The 17,723-nt window shown below is 62.9% G+C and carries 14 protein-coding genes; 5 read left to right on the top strand and 9 right to left on the bottom strand.

Features of this window, described 5'->3' with window-relative positions:
* Positions 1-37 precede the first annotated feature (37 nt).
* A complete protein-coding gene (locus tag CCC_RS01085) occupies positions 38-1,312 on the bottom strand; it encodes a diguanylate cyclase domain-containing protein (RefSeq protein ID WP_041039260.1) in 1,275 nt (424 codons plus the stop codon).
* A 228-nt stretch (positions 1,313-1,540) separates the two neighbouring features.
* Here CCC_RS01085 and crcB point away from each other — a divergent pair, with 228 nt between their 5' ends.
* From crcB to CCC_RS01105, 4 genes are all read left to right on the top strand, one after another.
* Complete coding sequence (gene crcB / locus CCC_RS01090; RefSeq protein WP_009868411.1) at positions 1,541-1,927, top strand: fluoride efflux transporter CrcB; 387 nt, start codon at positions 1,541-1,543, stop codon at positions 1,925-1,927.
* Between the two features lie 10 nt (positions 1,928-1,937).
* The gene (locus tag CCC_RS01095; protein ID WP_009868410.1) at positions 1,938-2,282 is read left to right on the top strand and encodes a DUF190 domain-containing protein; all 345 of its coding nucleotides are present in this window, start codon (positions 1,938-1,940) and stop codon (positions 2,280-2,282) included.
* A gap of 160 nt (positions 2,283-2,442) precedes the next feature.
* Positions 2,443-4,449, top strand: coding sequence for an AsmA family protein (locus CCC_RS01100; RefSeq protein ID WP_041039381.1), 2,007 nt, complete (start codon positions 2,443-2,445; stop codon positions 4,447-4,449).
* Positions 4,450-4,492: 43 nt separating this feature from the next.
* Complete coding sequence (locus CCC_RS01105) at positions 4,493-5,329, top strand: OmpA family protein (protein ID WP_009867223.1); 837 nt, start codon at positions 4,493-4,495, stop codon at positions 5,327-5,329.
* A gap of 503 nt (positions 5,330-5,832) precedes the next feature.
* On the opposite strand, the gene CCC_RS01110 is transcribed toward CCC_RS01105, so the two are convergent.
* The 6 genes from CCC_RS01110 to CCC_RS01135 form a co-directional block, all read right to left on the bottom strand.
* Positions 5,833-6,642: a universal stress protein gene (locus CCC_RS01110; protein ID WP_009867224.1), complete on the bottom strand. Its 810-nt coding sequence runs from the start codon at positions 6,640-6,642 to the stop codon at positions 5,833-5,835.
* 108 nt (positions 6,643-6,750) lie between these two features.
* Positions 6,751-7,434, bottom strand: coding sequence for an RluA family pseudouridine synthase (locus tag CCC_RS01115; protein ID WP_009867225.1), 684 nt, complete (start codon positions 7,432-7,434; stop codon positions 6,751-6,753).
* Complete coding sequence (locus CCC_RS01120) at positions 7,431-10,493, bottom strand: efflux RND transporter permease subunit (RefSeq protein WP_041039263.1); 3,063 nt, start codon at positions 10,491-10,493, stop codon at positions 7,431-7,433. Before CCC_RS01120 ends, CCC_RS01115 begins: the two co-directional genes overlap by 4 nt.
* Complete coding sequence (locus CCC_RS01125; RefSeq protein ID WP_041039266.1) at positions 10,493-11,617, bottom strand: efflux RND transporter periplasmic adaptor subunit; 1,125 nt, start codon at positions 11,615-11,617, stop codon at positions 10,493-10,495. Before CCC_RS01125 ends, CCC_RS01120 begins: the two co-directional genes overlap by 1 nt.
* A gap of 13 nt (positions 11,618-11,630) precedes the next feature.
* On the bottom strand, positions 11,631-12,158 hold the full coding sequence (locus CCC_RS01130) for a TetR/AcrR family transcriptional regulator (RefSeq protein ID WP_009870356.1): 528 nt from the start codon (positions 12,156-12,158) through the stop codon (positions 11,631-11,633).
* 132 nt (positions 12,159-12,290) lie between these two features.
* Entirely contained in the window at positions 12,291-14,645 is a 2,355-nt protein-coding gene (locus tag CCC_RS01135; protein WP_009870355.1) for a Tex family protein, read from the bottom strand.
* 256 nt (positions 14,646-14,901) lie between these two features.
* Here CCC_RS01135 and CCC_RS01140 point away from each other — a divergent pair, with 256 nt between their 5' ends.
* On the top strand, positions 14,902-15,330 hold the full coding sequence (locus CCC_RS01140; protein ID WP_009870354.1) for a hemerythrin: 429 nt from the start codon (positions 14,902-14,904) through the stop codon (positions 15,328-15,330).
* Here the strand turns inward: CCC_RS01140 and CCC_RS01145 are convergent.
* Together CCC_RS01145 and CCC_RS01150 are read right to left on the bottom strand one after the other, a co-directional pair.
* Entirely contained in the window at positions 15,314-15,736 is a 423-nt protein-coding gene (locus CCC_RS01145; protein WP_052472854.1) for a PilZ domain-containing protein, read from the bottom strand. The two genes, CCC_RS01140 and CCC_RS01145, sit on opposite strands and share 17 nt — an antisense overlap.
* Before the next feature lie 131 nt (positions 15,737-15,867).
* Positions 15,868-17,427 (bottom strand): alginate export family protein, encoded by a 1,560-nt coding sequence (locus CCC_RS01150; protein ID WP_009870352.1) that lies wholly within the window; start codon positions 17,425-17,427, stop codon positions 15,868-15,870.
* Positions 17,428-17,723: the final 296 nt, after the last annotated feature.

Raw genomic sequence — 17,723 nt, forward strand, 5'->3', positions numbered from 1 at the left:
TCCGTCCCTTATGTCTCATGGGGCGGAGACTAAAAAATCACGCATCCAGTGGATAGACAAGACGTTCCGGCAGTTCATGGAAGCCAAAATTGTTCTTGCCCGCACCCTTGACCGTGTACATGGCCCGGTCCGCCAGACGGATCAGCATGGCCGCGTCATCGGCATCGTCGGGGAAGATGGCGATGCCGACGCTGGCCTGGACATTGGCGTCATTGCCGTCCAGATCGAAGCGCTCGGCCATGCGCGAGACCACCTTGGCGGCCACATTGCCGATCTCGTCCTTGCCTTCCACGTCGTGGAGAATGACCGTGAATTCGTCACCCGACAGGCGCGCCACCGTGTCCGACGAGCGAACGGACAAAAGCAGCCGCGCCGCCGCTTCCTGCAACAGCAGATCGCCGCAGGCATGGCCGAATGTGTCGTTGATCTTCTTGAAGCCGTCCAGATCGATGAACATCAGGGCAAAGCGCGTCCTGTCGCGTTTTGACGCCTTGACCGATTGCCCAAGGCGATCGAGGAACAGCGAACGGTTGGGCAGGCCGGTCAGAGCGTCGAAATTAGCCTGGCGCCAGACCTGCTCCTCGTCTTCCTTGCGCGCCGTGATGTCGCTGAAGATGCCCAGCATGTGCGACACTTCGCCAAAGGCATCGCGCACCGTGGCCACGGACAGCCACTCGATGAAGACCTCGCCGGTGCGGCGCCGGTTCCACACCTCGCCCTGCCATTGGCCGGTATCGAGGATGGCGCGCCACATGTCGCGGTAGAAGTCGTTGTCGTGGCGGCCAGATTTCAGGATGCTTGGCTTCTTGCCGATGGCCTCGTCCAGGGAAAAGCCGGTGATGCGCGTGAAGGCTGTGTTGACCGCCTCGATGGTGCCGTCGGGGCCGGTGATCATGATCCCCTCATTGGCGGTCTCCACAACCTTGGCGGCCAGTTGCAGACGCTCTTCCGAGGTCTTGCGCTCGGTGATGTCGTAGACCCAGGCCAAGTTGACCGGCTCGATCCCGAACAGGGATTCACGGATGGTGAGCAGCGTCCAGAACGGCGTGCCGTCGGACCGGCGGAACTGCACCTCGGCATGATCGACGCTGCCATGGCGCTTCATATGCTTGATCACCGTGGCGCGCTGATGGTCGTCCACGTAATAGTCGCGGGCCTTGGAGCCCAGCACCTTGTCCCGCGGAAAACCGATCAATTCGCAAAATGTGTGATTGGCGAAGACAATTATTCCGTCGCGACGGCGCGAAATGGACACGCCCACGGGACTGTCTTCGAGAACACCAGCCAAACCGACGGGATCAAGTTCGGTCATCGCGGCAACCGGAAATCACGACAATCCATGTTTTCCCCCTCTTCTGGCCTCTCCCAAAGCCAAGGACGCTCGCCCTTTGGGACGGGTCGCCCCGAATTCACGCCAATATAGAGTGAACATCCCTCAGCCGACTATACGCATTGTGCGCAAGGGTCTTTCCAGTTGACCCGCCCGATCGAGGGGGCATAGTCGAGAATGTTCGGACATTCTTTCAAGAAAGCGCCATCCATGTTCACCTATGCCCTGGTCGCCCTGGGAAGCGCCATCGGCGGCACCTTTCGCTACTGGCTGGCGGCCGTGATCGCCGAGACCACAGCGGGGACGTTTCCCTGGGGAACCTTGGTGGTCAACGTCACCGGCTCTGCGGCCATCGGCCTGTTCGCCACCCTGACCTCGGTGGACGGACGCCTTTTTGTCCCCAGCGAATGGCGCACCTTCTTCATGGTGGGCATCTGCGGCGGCTATACCACCTTCTCGTCGTTCAGCCTCCAGACCCTGGCCCTGGCCCAGGACGGCGACTGGCTGGCCGCGGGACTGAACGTCCTGGGATCGGTGGCATTGTGCCTGGTGGCCGTCTGGCTGGGCCATGCCGCCGCCGCGGTTATCAACAGATAGGAGAGCGGCCATGCGTATACCCAAGGACGCCACCTTGTTGCGGATCTTCGTGGGCGAGACCGATCGCCGCGACGGCAAGCCCTTGTTCGAGTCCATCGCCATCGAAGCGCGCAAGGCCAATCTGGCCGGAGCCACCGTCTTGCGCGGCCGCATGGGGTTCGGCCATTCGTCACGGCTGCACAGCACCAAGATCCTCGCCCTCTCGGAAGATCTGCCCATGGTGATCGAAATTGTCGATTCTTGGGAAAAGATCGAGGCATTTCTCCCCATCCTGGACGTCATGATGGGCGATCGCGGCATGGCCACCTTGGAGCGGATTCAGGTCCTGCTTCCCGGTTCCAAATCATCCACCTAGGCGAAGCCCCCCAGAATCGAGGACGTCACACCTTGATTCCGAATGATTCCATACAGCGACTGGACAATTTCACCCGTGAGTATAAGCTGAAGGTCTAATACGGGGGACGGGACGCGCGGAAATGCGCTGTGACGGCCCCGTTGGGCGTCGGGGGATGCGCATGAAGAAAATCCTGATGGCGTTGGGGGTCGTGATCGTCGTGATCATCGGCGCTCTTGCCATGATTCCGGCCATGATCCCCGCCGAACGCATCCAAGGCGAAATCGTCGCCGGGGTGAAAAGCGCCACCGGCCGCGACCTGTCCATCCAGGGCAAGATTTCGGTGTCGGTCTTCCCGTCGCTCTCCGTGCAGGTGGGCAATGTCGCCCTGGCCAATCCCGCAGGCTACAGCAGCAAGGACCTGATCCGTCTGGGCGCCGTGGATGTGCGGCTCAAGCTGCTGCCTCTCCTGGGCGGCAAGGTCGAGGTGGACAGCTTCGTCCTGGTCGACCCCATCATCACCTTGGAAACCGACCGCCAGGGCAAGGGCAATTGGGTGTTCGAGGGCCCGGCTGCCGCCGCTCCGGCCCCTTCCGTCACGACCAAGCCCACCGACAAGCCTGCGTCCGCCCCCTCCTCCGCCGGTGTCAGCGACATCCGTCTGGGCGATGTGCGCATCACCAATGGCAAGCTGACCCAGATCGACGGCAAGACCGGCGCCAGGCAGGAGGTGAGCGAGATCAATCTCCGGGTGGCGCTGAAAAGCCTGTCCGAGCCGCTGTCGGCCAAGGGCAGCCTGGTTTGGAACGCCAAGAAGGTCGAACTCGACCTGGACGTGGGCAGCCTGAAGGCGCTGATGGACGGCCAAAGCAGCACCCTGGGCCTGGTTGTCGCCTCTGAACCGGTCAAGCTGGGGCTCAAGGGCAATGCCAAGGGCGGTGCCTCACCCGGCCTGGACGGCGCACTGGATCTCAATGTGCCTTCCATCCGCAATCTGGCCGCCTGGGCGGGCTCGCCCATCACCATGGCTGGCAACGGATTGGGGCCGCTCTCCATCACCGGCAAGCTGGCCGCCGGGCCGACCCAGATCGCCTTTACCCAGGCCGCCATCGCCATCGACGCCATCAAGGCCAAGGGCGACGTCACCGTCAATACCGGCGCCGCCAAGCCAGCCATCAAAGGCCGCCTTGACGTGGACATGCTGGACCTCAACCCCTATCTGCCGCCGGAAGGCGCGCAGCCTAAGGGCGGCGAGGGCAAGGCCACCCCTGCTGGCGGCGGGGCGGCGCAGACCCAGGCCAAGCCTGCGGGCTGGAGCGACGATCCCATCGATGCCTCGGGCCTCAAATCCGCCGATGTGGATTTCGCCCTGACCTGCGGCGGTATCCTGGTCAAAAAGATCAAGGTGGGAAAGAGCGCGCTGAACCTCGCGCTGCACAACGCAAAGCTGGCCGCCGATCTGACCGAGCTGGCCCTCTATCAGGGGACGGGCAGGGGACGGGTTGCCCTGGACGGCGCGCAGCCGGGCGTGGGTCTTGACGCCTCGTTCCAGTTGAAGGGCCTGCAGGTCGAACCCTTCCTCACCGATGCCGCCGACAGCGACCGTCTGTCGGGCACCGGCAATTTCGATGTGACTGTCGCCGGACAGGGCAAGACCCAGCGTCAGATCGTCTCTTCGCTGAACGGCAAGGGATCGCTGGCCTTCCTCAATGGCGCCATCAAGGGCATCAATCTGGCCGCCATGGCGCGCAATGTCACCAGCGCCTTTACCGGTGGCGCCCAATCGACCGAGAAGACCGACTTCGCCGAATTGGGCGGAACCTTCACCATCGTGAAGGGTATCCTGACCAATAACGATCTGGCCATGAAATCGCCGCTGCTGCGCGTCGAGGGCAAGGGCACCGTCGATCTGCCCCAGCGCAGCGTCAATTACCGCATCGATCCCAAGCTGGTCGCCAGTCTGGAAGGCCAGGGCGGCGGCAGTGCGGCCGGAATCGTCGTGCCGATCCTGGTCACTGGCCCCTGGGACAATCTCTCCTATCGCCCCGATCTGGAAGCCCTGCTCAAGCAGAATGTCCAGAACGTCGGCAAAGCCGTCGAAAGCCTGATACCAGGAATCGGCGGCGGCAAGTCGTCGGGCTCGGCGCCCGCCGATGGCTTGAACCCCATGAAGCTTTTCGGGCGCTGATCTTTTTTCGAACCTTTAAATTGAGCAAACGGAGACTGACACGATGAAGTTCCTGCATATCGCCGCCGCCATCGGCATGACCGCCCTGCTGGGCGCTTGCGCCACCCCCTGGGAAGTGGCCGACGTCAACGAAATCACCGCCGCCGAAGCCCCGACCGCTGGCTCGGCCTTCACCAAGGCCCTGTTCGCCGAGTACAAGGCCTATGCCATCCAGGAAGCCAAGGTCGAGTATGAGTGGGACGACGCCGCCATCTTCGCCCGCAAGGGCCTGCGCGCCGCCACCGGCGAGTCCGTCGCTCCCGCCGAAGTGACCGATTGGGAGGTTCCCGCCGCCCGTACCGCCGAGCTCACCGCCGCCCGCGCCCGTCTGGTCGGCTATTTCGGCAATGGCGCCCGCGAGCGCGTTCCCGCCGCCGCCGCCAAGGCCCAGGTGATGTTCGACTGCTGGGTCGAGGAAGAGCATGAGGGTGACGCCAATTCCGATTGCCGCGCCGCCTTCCTGAAGATCGAGCCCGAGCTGCAGGTCAAGGCCGCCGCTCCCGCCCCGAAGATCGTCAAGACCTTCATCGTCTACTTCGACTTCAACAAGTCGACCCTGACCAAGGAAGCCCAGAAGACCCTGAAGGAAGTGGTCGCCTCCGCCGGTCAGATCAAGCCCTCCAGCATCTATGTCGCTGGTCACACCGACACCGTCGGCAAGGCCGGTTACAATGACAAGCTGTCCAAGGCCCGCGCCGCCGCGGTCGAAAAGCAGCTGGCCAAGCTGGGCGTGAAGTCCATCGACGCCAAGGCTTTCGGCTTTGCCAAGCTGGCCGTGCCGACCAAGGCCAACACCAAGGAAGCCAAGAACCGCCGCGTCGAAATCTACTTCGAGAAGTAAGATCGACTTAGGCGCTCAAGCGTCCAAGGCCCCCTTCCCCACCGGGAAGGGGGCTTTTTCTTTGGATGGGCGCTTTAAGGAGACAGAGGCGAAGGGGCTCGTCCCTTCGCGCATCCCCGATCCTTTTTCTCCACACCCTGCGGAAAGCGTGCGTTAAATCGAAGACGGGCAGAGCTAATGCGTGTTTCATCTGGTCATGAAACACGGAGGGACTCGGATAAAGCTTCGCGGCCACGGATGATCACGGATTATAAAAATCCCATATGATCATCCTGGGGCCAAGGTCGGGAACTGGCCGGAAACGAGACCATTTCCGTGTTTATCCGTGAGCGGTGCGAAGCACCGCATCCGTGACATCCGTGACTCATGACTCCACGTCTGCCGTCTCAAATTAAACCGGACAGCCGTGAACTTCGTCCCGGCCATCCACGGAGTAAGGCAAGAAACAGGGATGAGCGAAGGGATGAATCCCTTCGCCTACTTCCCTTTCCCCCAGCGCGCGTTCAGCAGCTGAACAGGACCGGGATGCTGGCATGGGCCAGGATGTGGCGGGTACCGGCACCGGCCTTGCCGCTGAAGGAGAAGGTCTTGCCCGGATGACCGCCGATGACCAGCAGGTCGGCGTCGATGTCATAGGCCCGCGACAGCAGGGAATCCATGACGCCCAGGCCCTCGGTATTGACCCGCTCTCCGGTGACCGGCAAACCATGGACGCGCAGATGGTCGATGATGTCCACCGGCGGCGTGCTCTTTTCCATGGGGGTAAAGCCGCGGACCGAGGCAACCAGCACCTCCTCGGCGCCTTCCACCAGGGGCAGGCAGTCGTGCAAGGCGCGCGCCGCCTGCTTGCCCGAACGCCAGCCGATCACCACCTTCTTGCCCAGGGGACGCTTTGTGTATTCCACCGGCACCACCAGGATGGGGCGGCCGGAATGCAGAATGATCTGTTCCACCATGGTCTCGGGCACATGCTTGCCATAGGCGGCGGGCTGAGAGACGACCACCAGATCCACATAATGGCTGCAAAACACCGCCTCGCCCAGCAGGTCGGTTTCGGCCCCGTGCACAATCTGCCACCAGCGGGTCTCGAGCCCTTCGGTGGCGGTCTCGAAGGCCTTGCGGGCGCTGTCGGCCTGGGCCAGCAAGGTATTGCTGGGCTGACGGGCGACCATGGCGGTGGGGCTGACCTCCTTGCGGGCGAACAGGCCGGTCAGCCGCGCGCCGAAACGCCGGGCCTGATCCACGGCAACGGCCAGCGTGCCGCTATCAACCTTGTCACCGTCCAGATGGACGAGAATGTCCTTGATGTTCATGGCCCCACCCTGTTCGTCCGGTCTCGTTGTCATGTCCGGTCAGGATAGTTCACCCCCGGCAGGCGCGCGCGTCAAGCGAAATAAGCAAATCGGTATTGGAATGCGCCTTTACAGCGTATCCCACCCACACCCTTCCAGCACCGCCCGCATATGCTCCGGCACCGGGGCCTTAGCGGCAATGGGCGGTTTTCCCGCATGGAAAGGCAGGACGATATTGCGCGAATGCAGCATCAGCCGGTCCCCGGCCAAGGTGCCGGTACCGCGCCCATAGATGGCGTCGCCCACCAGCGGATGGCCGATGGCGGCGCAATGGGCGCGGATTTGATGGGTGCGCCCGGTGAGCGGGCGGCATTCCAGCCAGGACAGGCGCCCGTCCGTGCCCAGCAACCGCCATTGGGTCACCGAGGCCAGCCCATTGCGGTCCACTTCCATGCGCCAGCCGAACTTCTTTTCGCGCTTCTTCAGGGCGTAGTCGATGACGCCCTGGTCCTCGCGCGGCTTGCCCACCACCACCGCCCAATAGGTCTTGTCGGCAAGGCCCTTGGCGAAAAGATCGCCCAGCCCGGCCAGGGCCTTGCGGGTGCGGCCCAGCACCAGACAGCCCGAGGTCTCGCGGTCGAGGCGATGGGCCAGTTCCGGCGATTGGGCAAGGCCGAAACGCAGCTGGTCGAGAAAGAGCCCCAGATGCTCGCCGCCCTTGGGACCCGCATGGACCATCAGCCCGGCCGGCTTGTCGATGATCAGCACGGCCGGGTCGCGATAAAGCACGCGGGCGACGAGGTCGAGACTCACTCGGCGGGCGCTCCCTCGGCCACCGCTTGCGGCGTGGTGCGGCGCTCGGCGGCCACGAAGGTGTAGATCACCGGCAGGACGAACAGGGTGAACAAGGTGCCGATGCTCATCCCCGCCACGATCACCACGGCGATGGAAAAGCGCGACGCCGCACCCGCCCCATGGGCAAAGATCAGTGGGATCAGGCCGGTGACCATGGCCGCCGTGGTCATCAGGATGGGCCGCAGCCGCAGCCCCGCCGCCACCATCACGGCTTGGGCGCGGCTAAGACCCTCCGCCTCCTGGCGCTCGCGCGCCACTTCGCAGATCAGGATTCCGTGCTTGGTGATCAAGCCGATCAGAGTCACCAGGCCCACCTGGGTATAGATGTTCATGCTGGCCACGCCCAGCGCCAGGGGGATCAGGGCGCCGCAGATGGACAGCGGCACCGAGACCATGATGACCAAGGGATCGCGGAAGCTTTCGAACTGCGCCGACAGAACCAGGAAGATGATGATCAGGGCGAAGACGAAGGTCATCGCCAGGGCGTTGCCTTCCTGCACGTATTGCCGCGACTGACCGGCGTAATCCACCGTGGTGCCCTGGGGCAGAACCTCATCGGCGATACCGCGCAAAAGGTCCAAGGCCTGGCCCAGCGTCACACCCGGCATGGGAAAGGCCTGGATGGTCACCGAGTTCAACTGGTTGAACTGGTTTAGCGAGCCGGGACGCACCGAGGACCCCAGGCTGACCAGGGACGACAGCGGTACCGCCGCGCCCGAAGACGAGCGGACGTGATAGCGGCCCAACTGGGCGGGATCGAGGCGGAACTCGCGCGGGACCTGGGGGATCACCTGATAGGAGCGGCCCTGAAGATTGACCAGATTGACGTAATTGCCGCCCGTCATGGTCCCCAAGGCGTCACCGATCTGCTGCATGGAGATGCCGTAGGCCGCCGCCTTGTCGCGGTCGATGATGACCTGGGTCTGGGGGCTTTCGATCTTCAGATCGGCATCGATGAAGGCGAACATGCCCGAGCCTTGGGCCCGCTTCATGACCTCGCCCATAATCTCGTTGAGCTGCTTGTAATCGGTGATGGATGACAGCACGAACTGCACCGGCAAACCGTCCACACCCGGCAAGGGCGGCGGCGGGAAGACCGAGGCCTTGACCCCCGACACCTCGTTGAGCGCCTGTTGCACGGCCGCGGTCAGCGTCTTGGCCGAGCGGTCGCGCTTTTCCCAAGGGGTCAGCACCGCGCCGCCGAATCCCTGACTGATGGCGCCCATGCCGTTGATCAGGAAGGTCTCGTTGGTCTCGGAAAAGCCCTTCAGCTTGGTGGCGATCTGGTGCGAGAAGGCCTCCATGAAGTCGGTATTGGCCGAGGCCGGGCCATTATAGGCAGTGAAAATCACGCCCTGATCCTCTTCCGGCGCCAGTTCCGTGGGTACCGCCAGAAACAGGAAGGGCAGCGAGCCCAAAACGATGGCGGCGAACACCAAGGTGGTGGGACGGTCGGCAAGCGACGCGCCCAGCCACTTCTCGTATTTGGCCCGCACCCGGTCGAAGGTGCGGTCGATGAGGGCGGGAAGACCCTTCTTGTCATCCTCGTGGCGCAAAATCTTGGAACACATCATGGGCGACAGGGTCAGGGCAATGACACCCGACACCACCACCGCACCGGCCAGCGTCAAGGCGAATTCCTTGAACAGGGACCCGGTAAGGCCGCCCATGAAGGCGATGGGGGCATAGACGGCGGCCAGGGTAATGGTCATGGAAATGACGGGGCCCGAAATCTCGCGCGTGCCAACCAGGGCGGCGCGCACGGGGCTCAAGCCCTCCTCGATATGACGGTGGACGTTTTCCACCACCACGATGGCGTCGTCCACCACCAGTCCGATGGCCAGAACCATGGCCAGCAAGGTCAGCAGATTGATGGAGAATCCCAAGGACAGCAGCAGAACCGCAACGCCGATCAGCGACAGCGGCACGGTGACCACCGGAATCACCACCGAGCGCACCGAGCCCATGAAGAAGAAGATCACCACCATGACGATGATGGCGGCCTCCAGGATGGTCTTGGCCACTTCGCGGATGGCGGCATCGATGAACAAGGTGGAATCATAGGCGATCTTGGCGGTGAGGCCGGGCGGCAACTGGGATTGCAGCGCGGGCAGCGCCTCTTCGCGCACTTGGCGGATCACCGACAGGGGATTGGCCTCGGGCGTGGTGTAGATGCCGACGAATATGGCGCGCTCATCACCGGCAAAGACGCTCATATCGTCATTTTCCGGCCCCAATTGCACATCGGCCACCTCGCCCAGGCGGACCAGCCGGGCGCCGTCATGCTTGACCACCAGATTGCGGAACTCCTCGACGCTTTTCAGGTCGGTGGAGGCCTGGGTGTTGACCACGTCATAGGCCCCCTTGGTGGAGCCCGAGGCCGAGGTGAAGTTGTTGCTGACGAGCGCCGCCTTAAGGTCGTCGGGCCCCATGCCCTGCTGGGCCAGCTTCTCCGGGTCGAGCCAGACGCGCATGGAGAACTTCTGGCCGCCGTAAAGCTCGGGGTTGGCCACGCCGGGCACAGCGGCCAGCTTGGGCTGCACCACCCGCATGACGTAATCGGTGATCTGCTGCTGGGAGAGGCGGTCGGACGAGAAGGCCAGATAGGCCGAGGCGAAGCTTTGCCCCGTTTCCTTCTTGATGATGGAATCGTTGATGCCCTTGGGCAGCAGGCTTTTGACCTCGGCCACCTTGCTCATCACCCCGGTCATGGCGGTTTCCGGGTCGTCGTTGAGCCGGATGAAGGCCTTGATCTCACTGACGCCCTGAAGCGAGCGCGACGTCAGATAGTCGATGCCTTCCGCTGTGGCCACGGCCTTTTGCAGCGGCTGGGTGACGAAGCCCTGAATCATGTCGGCATCGGCGCCGGGAAAGGTGGTGGTGATGGTGATGACCGTGTTGGTCATCTCGGGATATTGGCGCACCGGCAGGCTCATCAGGGCACGCAGGCCGATGAACAGGATCAGCAGGCTGACCACCGCGGCCAGAACCGGCCGCTTGATAAAGATGTCAAACATCACCGCACCGCCCCGGCATCGGCCGTCTTCAAGGGATCGGCCGCAGCGGGCTGGACCAGCGAGCCGTGCTCCAGCTTCACCTGACCCGAAGTGACGACCACGTCGCCAGCCGTGACGCCCGACTTGATCACCACCAGTCCGTCCTTGCGGTCGCCCACGCTGACCACGGCGCGTTCGGCCTTGGACACGGTCTTGCCGTCGGACCCGGCCTCCTCGCGCACCACGAAGACCGCGTCGCCGTGCAGGTTATAGGCCACCGCCGAGGCGGGAACCGTCACCACCGGAGCGCCTGCGGGGCGCTCGATCTCGATACGGGCGAACATACCGGGGCGCAGGCGCCCTTCGTCATTGGGAAAGCGGGCCTGGACCGAGACCATGCCGGTCTTGGCTTCGACCAGGGGTTCGATGGCGGCGATGGAGCCCTCGAAGACCACGCCGGGCCAGGCATCGGTGGTCATGGTGACCTTCTGGTCGATGGCGACCAGGGACAGGTCTTTCTGCGACACGGTGAAATCGCACAGCATCAGGGACAGATTCTGCAGGTTGACCACTGCCTGTCCGGGCTGCAGATACTGGCCCAGATCGACCTTGCGCACGCCGAGTCGGCCATCGAAGGGCGCGGTAATGGTCTTCTTGGCAATGGTGGCCTGAAGCCCGGCCACCTTGGCCTGTTTGACCTTCAACTCGGCCTCGGCCTTTTCCAGGGCGGCAACGCTGACCGTGTTGGACTTGAGAAGCGCCGCGCTGCGGTCATAGCTGGTCCGGGCCAGGACCAGTTCGGCCTGGGCGCTTCGCAGATCGCCCATTTCCACGTCGGAATCCAGTTGCACCAGCACCTGACCCTTCTTCACGTCGTGGCCGGATTCAAAGGCAATGGCCTTGACCAGACCGGACATGGCTCCGGAAATATCGACGCCGTTGACCGCCTGAAGTGTGCCCACCGCCGGGACCACGGCGCGCCAGTCGGCCATCTGGGCCTTGGCGGTGGTCACCGATATCACCGGCTTTGGCATTGTCGCGAAGAACTGCTTGATCATGTGGTTCTTGAAGGCGACGAAACCGAACACGCCTCCGAAAACGAGGGCCGAGCCCGCCAGCATGATGATCATCCGTTTGGCTTTCATGACGCAGGCTCCGTTACTGCAATAGGTCGAGGGCGTGCCGCTTGAGGCGCTCTGCCCCCTCGGCGTTGCTGATATTGATTCCCATCAGGCGCTGGAAAAAGACGCCGTCCATGGCGGTGCAGATCAGCCCGGCCCGTTCCAGGTCGGGGCTGTCGCTCTTGATACGCTCCATCCAGCGGTCGTACATGACCTGGATGGGGGCGACCAGATCGGGATTGACGGTGACGGCAGCCAGCAGCGCGCCACCCACCGGATCAAAAGCCGGGCCGCTGGCATCGAAGGTGGCATGCACATGGGCCCGCGCCCAGCGATAGGGCCCATCGACCTCGCGCTCGTAATATTCATGGTTCAACTGGTCGCACTGATCGATCAGGCGCTGGACCATGCCGCGGATCAGGTCGTCCTTGCTCTTGAAATGATAGAGCACGCCGCCCTTGCTGATACCCGCCACTTTGGCGGCCTCGTCGAGCGTCAGCTTGGCCACGCCCTGATCGCGGACGATGGCCATGGCGGAATCGATGATTTTCTCACGGGTGCTCATGCGGCCCTCTTACTGTACCGACTGGACGGTATAGCAAACTGAACCGGTGAGTCTAGTTGTACGGACGCATAGGGGGGATGCAGCCCCGATTATTCCGTTTGGGAATTGTGGAAATACGGGCGCCCCGCCCGCCTACTTCTTCTGCTTGGCCTTGGCGAAGGCGGCGGCGAAGGCTCCGCCGCTATCGTCGGGCTTGGAAGCGCTCTGCCGCTGGGGCGGCGACGCCGGGCGACGATCCTCGCGACGCGGTTCGTCCTTCCTGGCCGGAGCGGGCTGGGCGTCCATGCGCATGGACAGAGCGATGCGTTGGCGCTTCAAGTCCACTTCCAACACCTTGACCTTGACCAGATCGCCGGGCTTGACCACCTCATGAGGGTCTTTGACGAAGCGGTCGGCCAGGACCGAGATATGGACCAGACCGTCCTGGTGCACACCGATATCCACGAAGGCGCCGAAATTGGTGACATTGGTCACCACGCCTTCCAGGATCATGCCGGGCTTGAGGTCGTTCAAGGTCTCGACGCCCTCCTTGAAGGACGCGGTCTTGAATTCGGGGCGCGGATCGCGGCCCGGCTTTTCCAGTTCCCGCAGGATGTCCTTCACCGTGGGCTCGCCAAAGCGCTCGTCGGTAAACTCCTTGGGATCGAGGGAGCGGATGAAGGAGGCATCCCCGATCAGGGCCTTGACCGGACGTCCCGTGGTCTTGACGATGCGTTCGACCACCGGATAGGCCTCGGGATGGACGGCGGAGGCATCCAGGGGATTGACGCCGCCCACCACGCGCAGGAAGCCCGCCGCCTGCTCGAAGGCCTTGGCGCCCAGGCGTTCCACCTGCTTCAAGGCCTCGCGGCTTGCGAAGGGGCCGAAGCGGTCGCGGAATTCCACCACATTGCGGGCCACGGTGGGAGACAGCCCGGCCACGCGGGCCAATAGCGGGGCCGAGGCCGTGTTGACCTCCACGCCCACGGCATTCACGCAGTCTTCCACCACGGCGTCCAGGGAACGGCCGAGGCGCACCTGATCCACATCATGCTGGTACTGGCCGACGCCGATGGCCTTGGGGTCGATCTTGACCAATTCGGCCAGGGGATCCTGGAGGCGCCGGGCGATGGAGACGGCACCACGCAAGCTGACGTCCAGGTCGGGGAATTCCTTGGCCGCCAGTTCGGAGGCCGAATAGACCGAGGCTCCGGCCTCGCTGACCACCAGCTTTTCCAGTCCCAGATCGGGATGGCGCTTCATCACGTCGATGACCAGACGGTCGGTTTCGCGCGATGCGGTGCCGTTGCCGATGGCCACCAGCTTGATGCCGTGCTTGCGCGCCAGATGGGCAATGGCGGCTACCGAGCCCTGCCAGTCGTTCCGGGGCTGGTGGGGATAGATGGTGGCTGTCTCCACCACCTTGCCGGTGGCGTCGGTCACCGCCACCTTGACGCCGGTGCGGATGCCGGGATCAAGGCCGATACAGTTCCTGGCCCCGGCAGGCGCCTGCAGCAGAAGGGCGCGCAGGTTGCGGGCGAAGACGTTGATGGCCTCGGCTTCGGCCGCCTCGCGCAGGCGGCTCATCAGCTCTAACTCCAAATGCAGATGAATCTTGATGCGCCAGGCCCAGCGCACCGTCTCGGACAGCCAGGAATCGGCGGCGCGCTTCAGGTCACGGATGGAAAAGCGCCGTGCAATGCGCGCCTCGAATTCGCCAGGGCCTTGAAAAACCGTGCCTTCCGGCCGAGCCGCCTCGTCGGGCGTCAGAAGTTTCAGGTTCAAAACGTTTTCGTTGCGCCCCCGGAACAGTGCCAAGGCCCGATGGGACGGAATGGCCTTGATGGCCTCGCGGTAGTCGAAATAGTCGGAGAACTTGGCGCCCGCCTCGGCCTTGCCCTCGGCCAATGTGGAAACCAGAACGCCGCCATCCCATAGGGCGTCGCGCAGATTGCCCAGCAGTTCGGCATCCTCGGCAAAGCGTTCCATGAGGATCTGGCGCGCCCCGTCCAGGGCTGCCTTGACGTCGGCCACGCCCTTCTCGGCATCCACATAGGGCTCGGCCGCCGCCTCGGGCACCAGCGATGGATCAGCCAGCAGCGCATCGGCCAAGGGTTCCAGCCCCGCCTCGCGGGCGATCTGGGCCTTGGTGCGGCGCTTGGGCTTGTAGGGAAGATAAAGGTCTTCCAGCCGCGCCTTGCTGTCGGCCTCATTGATCTGGCCCGCCAGGTCCGGGGTCAGTTTCCCCTGCTCCTCGATGGAGCGCAGGATGGCGGCACGGCGGTCTTCCAATTCGCGCAGATAGCCCAGGCGCTCTTCCAGATTACGCAACTGGGTGTCGTCCAGTCCGTCCGTCGCTTCCTTACGGTAACGAGCGATGAAGGGCACCGTGGCGCCCTCGTCCAGCATCTGCACCGTCGCCGCCACCTGCGTGGCTTTGACGCCCAGCTCAAGGGCAATGCGGTTGGTGATGGCGGCCAGGGTGGCGACGGGAAGAGAGGAGGTCATGACACTCGCACGCGGTTACGACGGGAAGATGGGGTGTAGCCAAATTTCGGACCGCTGTCACGAAGCCAGATCACAGGCAACCCCTACGGGATATACGGGTTATACCGGATGCGTTTTAGAGGATTATGGTAACGGATCTTGACGTAAACGCGACTGATTGCAGAAAGAAAAGACAAGTTGTTTCAACCCTTTGAAAGACGCCTGCCCTATCATTATCTCTTAGTCAGGAAACCCCGAGTCTTGTGAGGAGGGCCCCATGTTCCTGTGGAATATGTCCATGGAAACAGGCATCGAGACCGTGGATCAAGGCCGCAAGCGCGTGCTGGCCGCCATGGCGGATTTCTTTCAGGGCATGGATGACCCCGCCTTGAACCAGCAGATTTTGGCGGCCCGGACAGGCGCGATCTTCAACGCCATGAAGACGGCCTTCGCCGCCGAGAACGCCTATCTTGCCGAGCGCGAAGCCCCCGACCAGGAAAAGCACCAGGCCAACCACGCCGCCTTATCGGCGGCCTTCATCGATCTGTGCCGCAAGCTGATTCCCAAGATCAAGAACCACAAGCAAGCGCAGCAGGTTTGCCTGGAGATTTATCAATTGGTGGACGACGCCATCTTCCACCACATCACCAAGGAAGTGGGCAATTACCGGGATCTGGTGCGGGCTCAGATCAAGAAGGCGGGCTGATCGCCACGTCGTCTTGCGGCTCGTCCTGGTCACCCTGGGGCGAATCCGAATTCGGATCCACCAGTGGCACAAGTTGCAGCCGGAAATGGCCGGTCATCACGCGCACCACGTCATCCAGGGACAGGTGCTGATAAAAGCGGCATCCGGCCAGACCGCCGCTCGCCCACATGACGGTCGCATGCATCTTTGAATACTGATCGGCCAGCGTCATGTCGCGCGGCAACGGCACCATGGCGGCCATGGCGGCCTCGGCCTGATCGAATCTCAGCTTGAAGCCACCACGCGACGCGTCCAGCAAATGGGCGCGGCTCTCCATGCCGTCGAGCACGAAGGTACAGTCCGTACCGCAACGCTGTCTTGGAAACTGACGGTTATTGCCATCGGCTGGATTGTCATCCGCGGCCATGGCGTCCCTCCCGACCATACTTAATAGAGTATGGAGATTATGGCGCAGGCTTGATGAAGTTTCCACAAACAAAGCCCCCGGCCTCCTTCCGCTCGGGAAGGAAACCGGGGGCCTGTTTGGTCAGATAAGATTTAGAACTTCACAACCAGCGAGGTCTCGCCCAGCAGCCAAGTCTTGTCCATGGGCAGACCGGCCGGCGACGAGTTGGTGCTGACGTTCTGCTTGTAGCCGCGACCGGCCTTGGCGGCACCGAAAGCGGCCGACAGGGCGACGTTGTCGCTGATGGTCCACTCGGCGGCGAAGTCGATTTCGCGGGCCAGATCGGCGGACCGCACGCCGGTCAGCTGGGTCTTGGCGGCGTACTGGTAGTTGTAGGCCAGGACGCTCAGCTTGACGGTATCGAGAGGATTCACGCTGAAGGTCAGCTGGTGAATGTTGACGTTCGAATTACCGATCACATAGTTGCCGACGATCTCGCCGATGAACCAGGTGCCGAAGCCGCGGGTGATGGCGTTGTAGAAGAAGGGGTCATAGGCCTCCTTCTTGTCGTCATTGGGGTTCTTATCGCCCGAGAAGTGGGCATAGCGGTAGGACAGCTTGGGCGTCCACAACACGTCCGACAGCTGATAGCCCGGCTCGATGTAGTAGGCGTTGGCGTCCACCTTGGCGTTGCGGGTGTTGTTGTTCTCCTTCACGGCGTTACCGTAGATGGAGAAGTCCGGCAGCGTGGGCAGCGGATTGCCGCCGATGTGGAACGAGAACACGGTCATGCCGTCACGGGCCGAAGACGGGGTGTTGGTGACGGTATAGTTGGTCTGGGTGCCGTTATAGCCATAGACGCCGTTGCTGTCGGCCGAGGCAACCCGGAAGACGGTCATGCCGCCGTACCACTTGCGGTCAGCGTAGTTGGACGCGCCATCGGGAGCGGGCTTGCCCTCGACCTTGTCCACATTGCCGAAGATTTCGATATTGCCGCCGATGACCCTGGTCTTGGCGTTATCGAACAGACCCGGCTGCATCACGCTGTTCTGGGAGTTGTTCTGCAGATAGAACAGGTCGCCGCGGAGATTGTCCGACGACAGCTTGGCGACGCCGGTCTGGGCGAAGGCGGTACGGGACTGGGTCCAGTACATGCCGCGCTTGCCCTGGTTGGCGGTGCCATTGCTGATCAGGAAGCCGTCGGCAACGCGGAAGCTCTGACGACCACCCGACAGATCCAGGCCGTTTTCGTCCAGGCCCAGGCCCACCAGGGTCTTGCCCGACTTCCAGCCGCCATACAGATTTTCCAGCTCGACCATCCAGGGACGGCCGTAGGTGGTGGAGATCAGCGAGGGATCGCCATGGCCGCCGGTCATGGTGAACTGGCCGCTGACGTCACCGTAGAAAGTGCCGTATTCCTCGGTCTCGTAGGAGGCCTTCAACTCGGGATGCAGGAAGGTCTCGGACCAGTTGCTGTGCCCGGTGACGCGCTTGCCCGGCACACCGACATTATTGTTCCACGAACCGGCGCCGAATTGGGCGCCCGGGCTGGTGAACAGGGTAACGCCGCCGGTGAAAGCGCCGTCAATCTTCAGGCCACCCTGCTCATACAGCGAGACATCGGCGGAGGCCGGCGCGGCCGCCAGGCCCAGAACCGCGGAGAGAATCGCGCCCGAAATCAGGGAACGGCTGCGAAGATCGTGTCCAAACATATTTGACCCCCTTGGTGATCTGTCAGAGTTGCCGGGTACAAAGCAACCCCCATGCCAAAACATTTTTGCTCGAAACGAACGACATTCGCGATTTCCGCGCCAGCCCCGTGCCGCATTCGTAAGCAACACCGTCATACATGAGTGATTATTGAGCAGGCAACCCATTTCGAGCGATTCCAGCCAAGGCCGTGTGCAATACGCAGCACCGTTGCCAAAAAGCAACGCTTGTCGGATTCGCGACCATACCGGGATAAAAGGATGCGCCGCCCGGAGTTCAAGCCGGGCGGCGCATGTCC

The sequence above is a fragment of the Paramagnetospirillum magnetotacticum MS-1 genome (assembly GCF_000829825.1).
Lineage (GTDB): Bacteria > Pseudomonadota > Alphaproteobacteria > Rhodospirillales > Magnetospirillaceae > Phaeospirillum > Phaeospirillum magnetotacticum.

Coding starts and splice junctions, on each gene's coding strand:
- CCC_RS01135 (WP_009870355.1), bottom strand. CDS start 14,645: ATGACCTCCTCTCTTCCCGTCGCCACCCTGGCCGCCATCACCAACCGC.
- CCC_RS01145 (WP_052472854.1), bottom strand. CDS start 15,736: ATGGCCGCGGATGACAATCCAGCCGATGGCAATAACCGTCAGTTTCCA.
- CCC_RS01125 (WP_041039266.1), bottom strand. CDS start 11,617: ATGAAAGCCAAACGGATGATCATCATGCTGGCGGGCTCGGCCCTCGTT.
- CCC_RS01140 (WP_009870354.1), top strand. CDS start 14,902: ATGTTCCTGTGGAATATGTCCATGGAAACAGGCATCGAGACCGTGGAT.
- CCC_RS01110 (WP_009867224.1), bottom strand. CDS start 6,642: ATGAACATCAAGGACATTCTCGTCCATCTGGACGGTGACAAGGTTGAT.
- crcB (WP_009868411.1), top strand. CDS start 1,541: ATGTTCACCTATGCCCTGGTCGCCCTGGGAAGCGCCATCGGCGGCACC.
- CCC_RS01085 (WP_041039260.1), bottom strand. CDS start 1,312: ATGACCGAACTTGATCCCGTCGGTTTGGCTGGTGTTCTCGAAGACAGT.
- CCC_RS01120 (WP_041039263.1), bottom strand. CDS start 10,493: ATGTTTGACATCTTTATCAAGCGGCCGGTTCTGGCCGCGGTGGTCAGC.
- CCC_RS01105 (WP_009867223.1), top strand. CDS start 4,493: ATGAAGTTCCTGCATATCGCCGCCGCCATCGGCATGACCGCCCTGCTG.
- CCC_RS01150 (WP_009870352.1), bottom strand. CDS start 17,427: ATGTTTGGACACGATCTTCGCAGCCGTTCCCTGATTTCGGGCGCGATT.
- CCC_RS01095 (WP_009868410.1), top strand. CDS start 1,938: ATGCGTATACCCAAGGACGCCACCTTGTTGCGGATCTTCGTGGGCGAG.
- CCC_RS01130 (WP_009870356.1), bottom strand. CDS start 12,158: ATGAGCACCCGTGAGAAAATCATCGATTCCGCCATGGCCATCGTCCGC.
- CCC_RS01100 (WP_041039381.1), top strand. CDS start 2,443: ATGAAGAAAATCCTGATGGCGTTGGGGGTCGTGATCGTCGTGATCATC.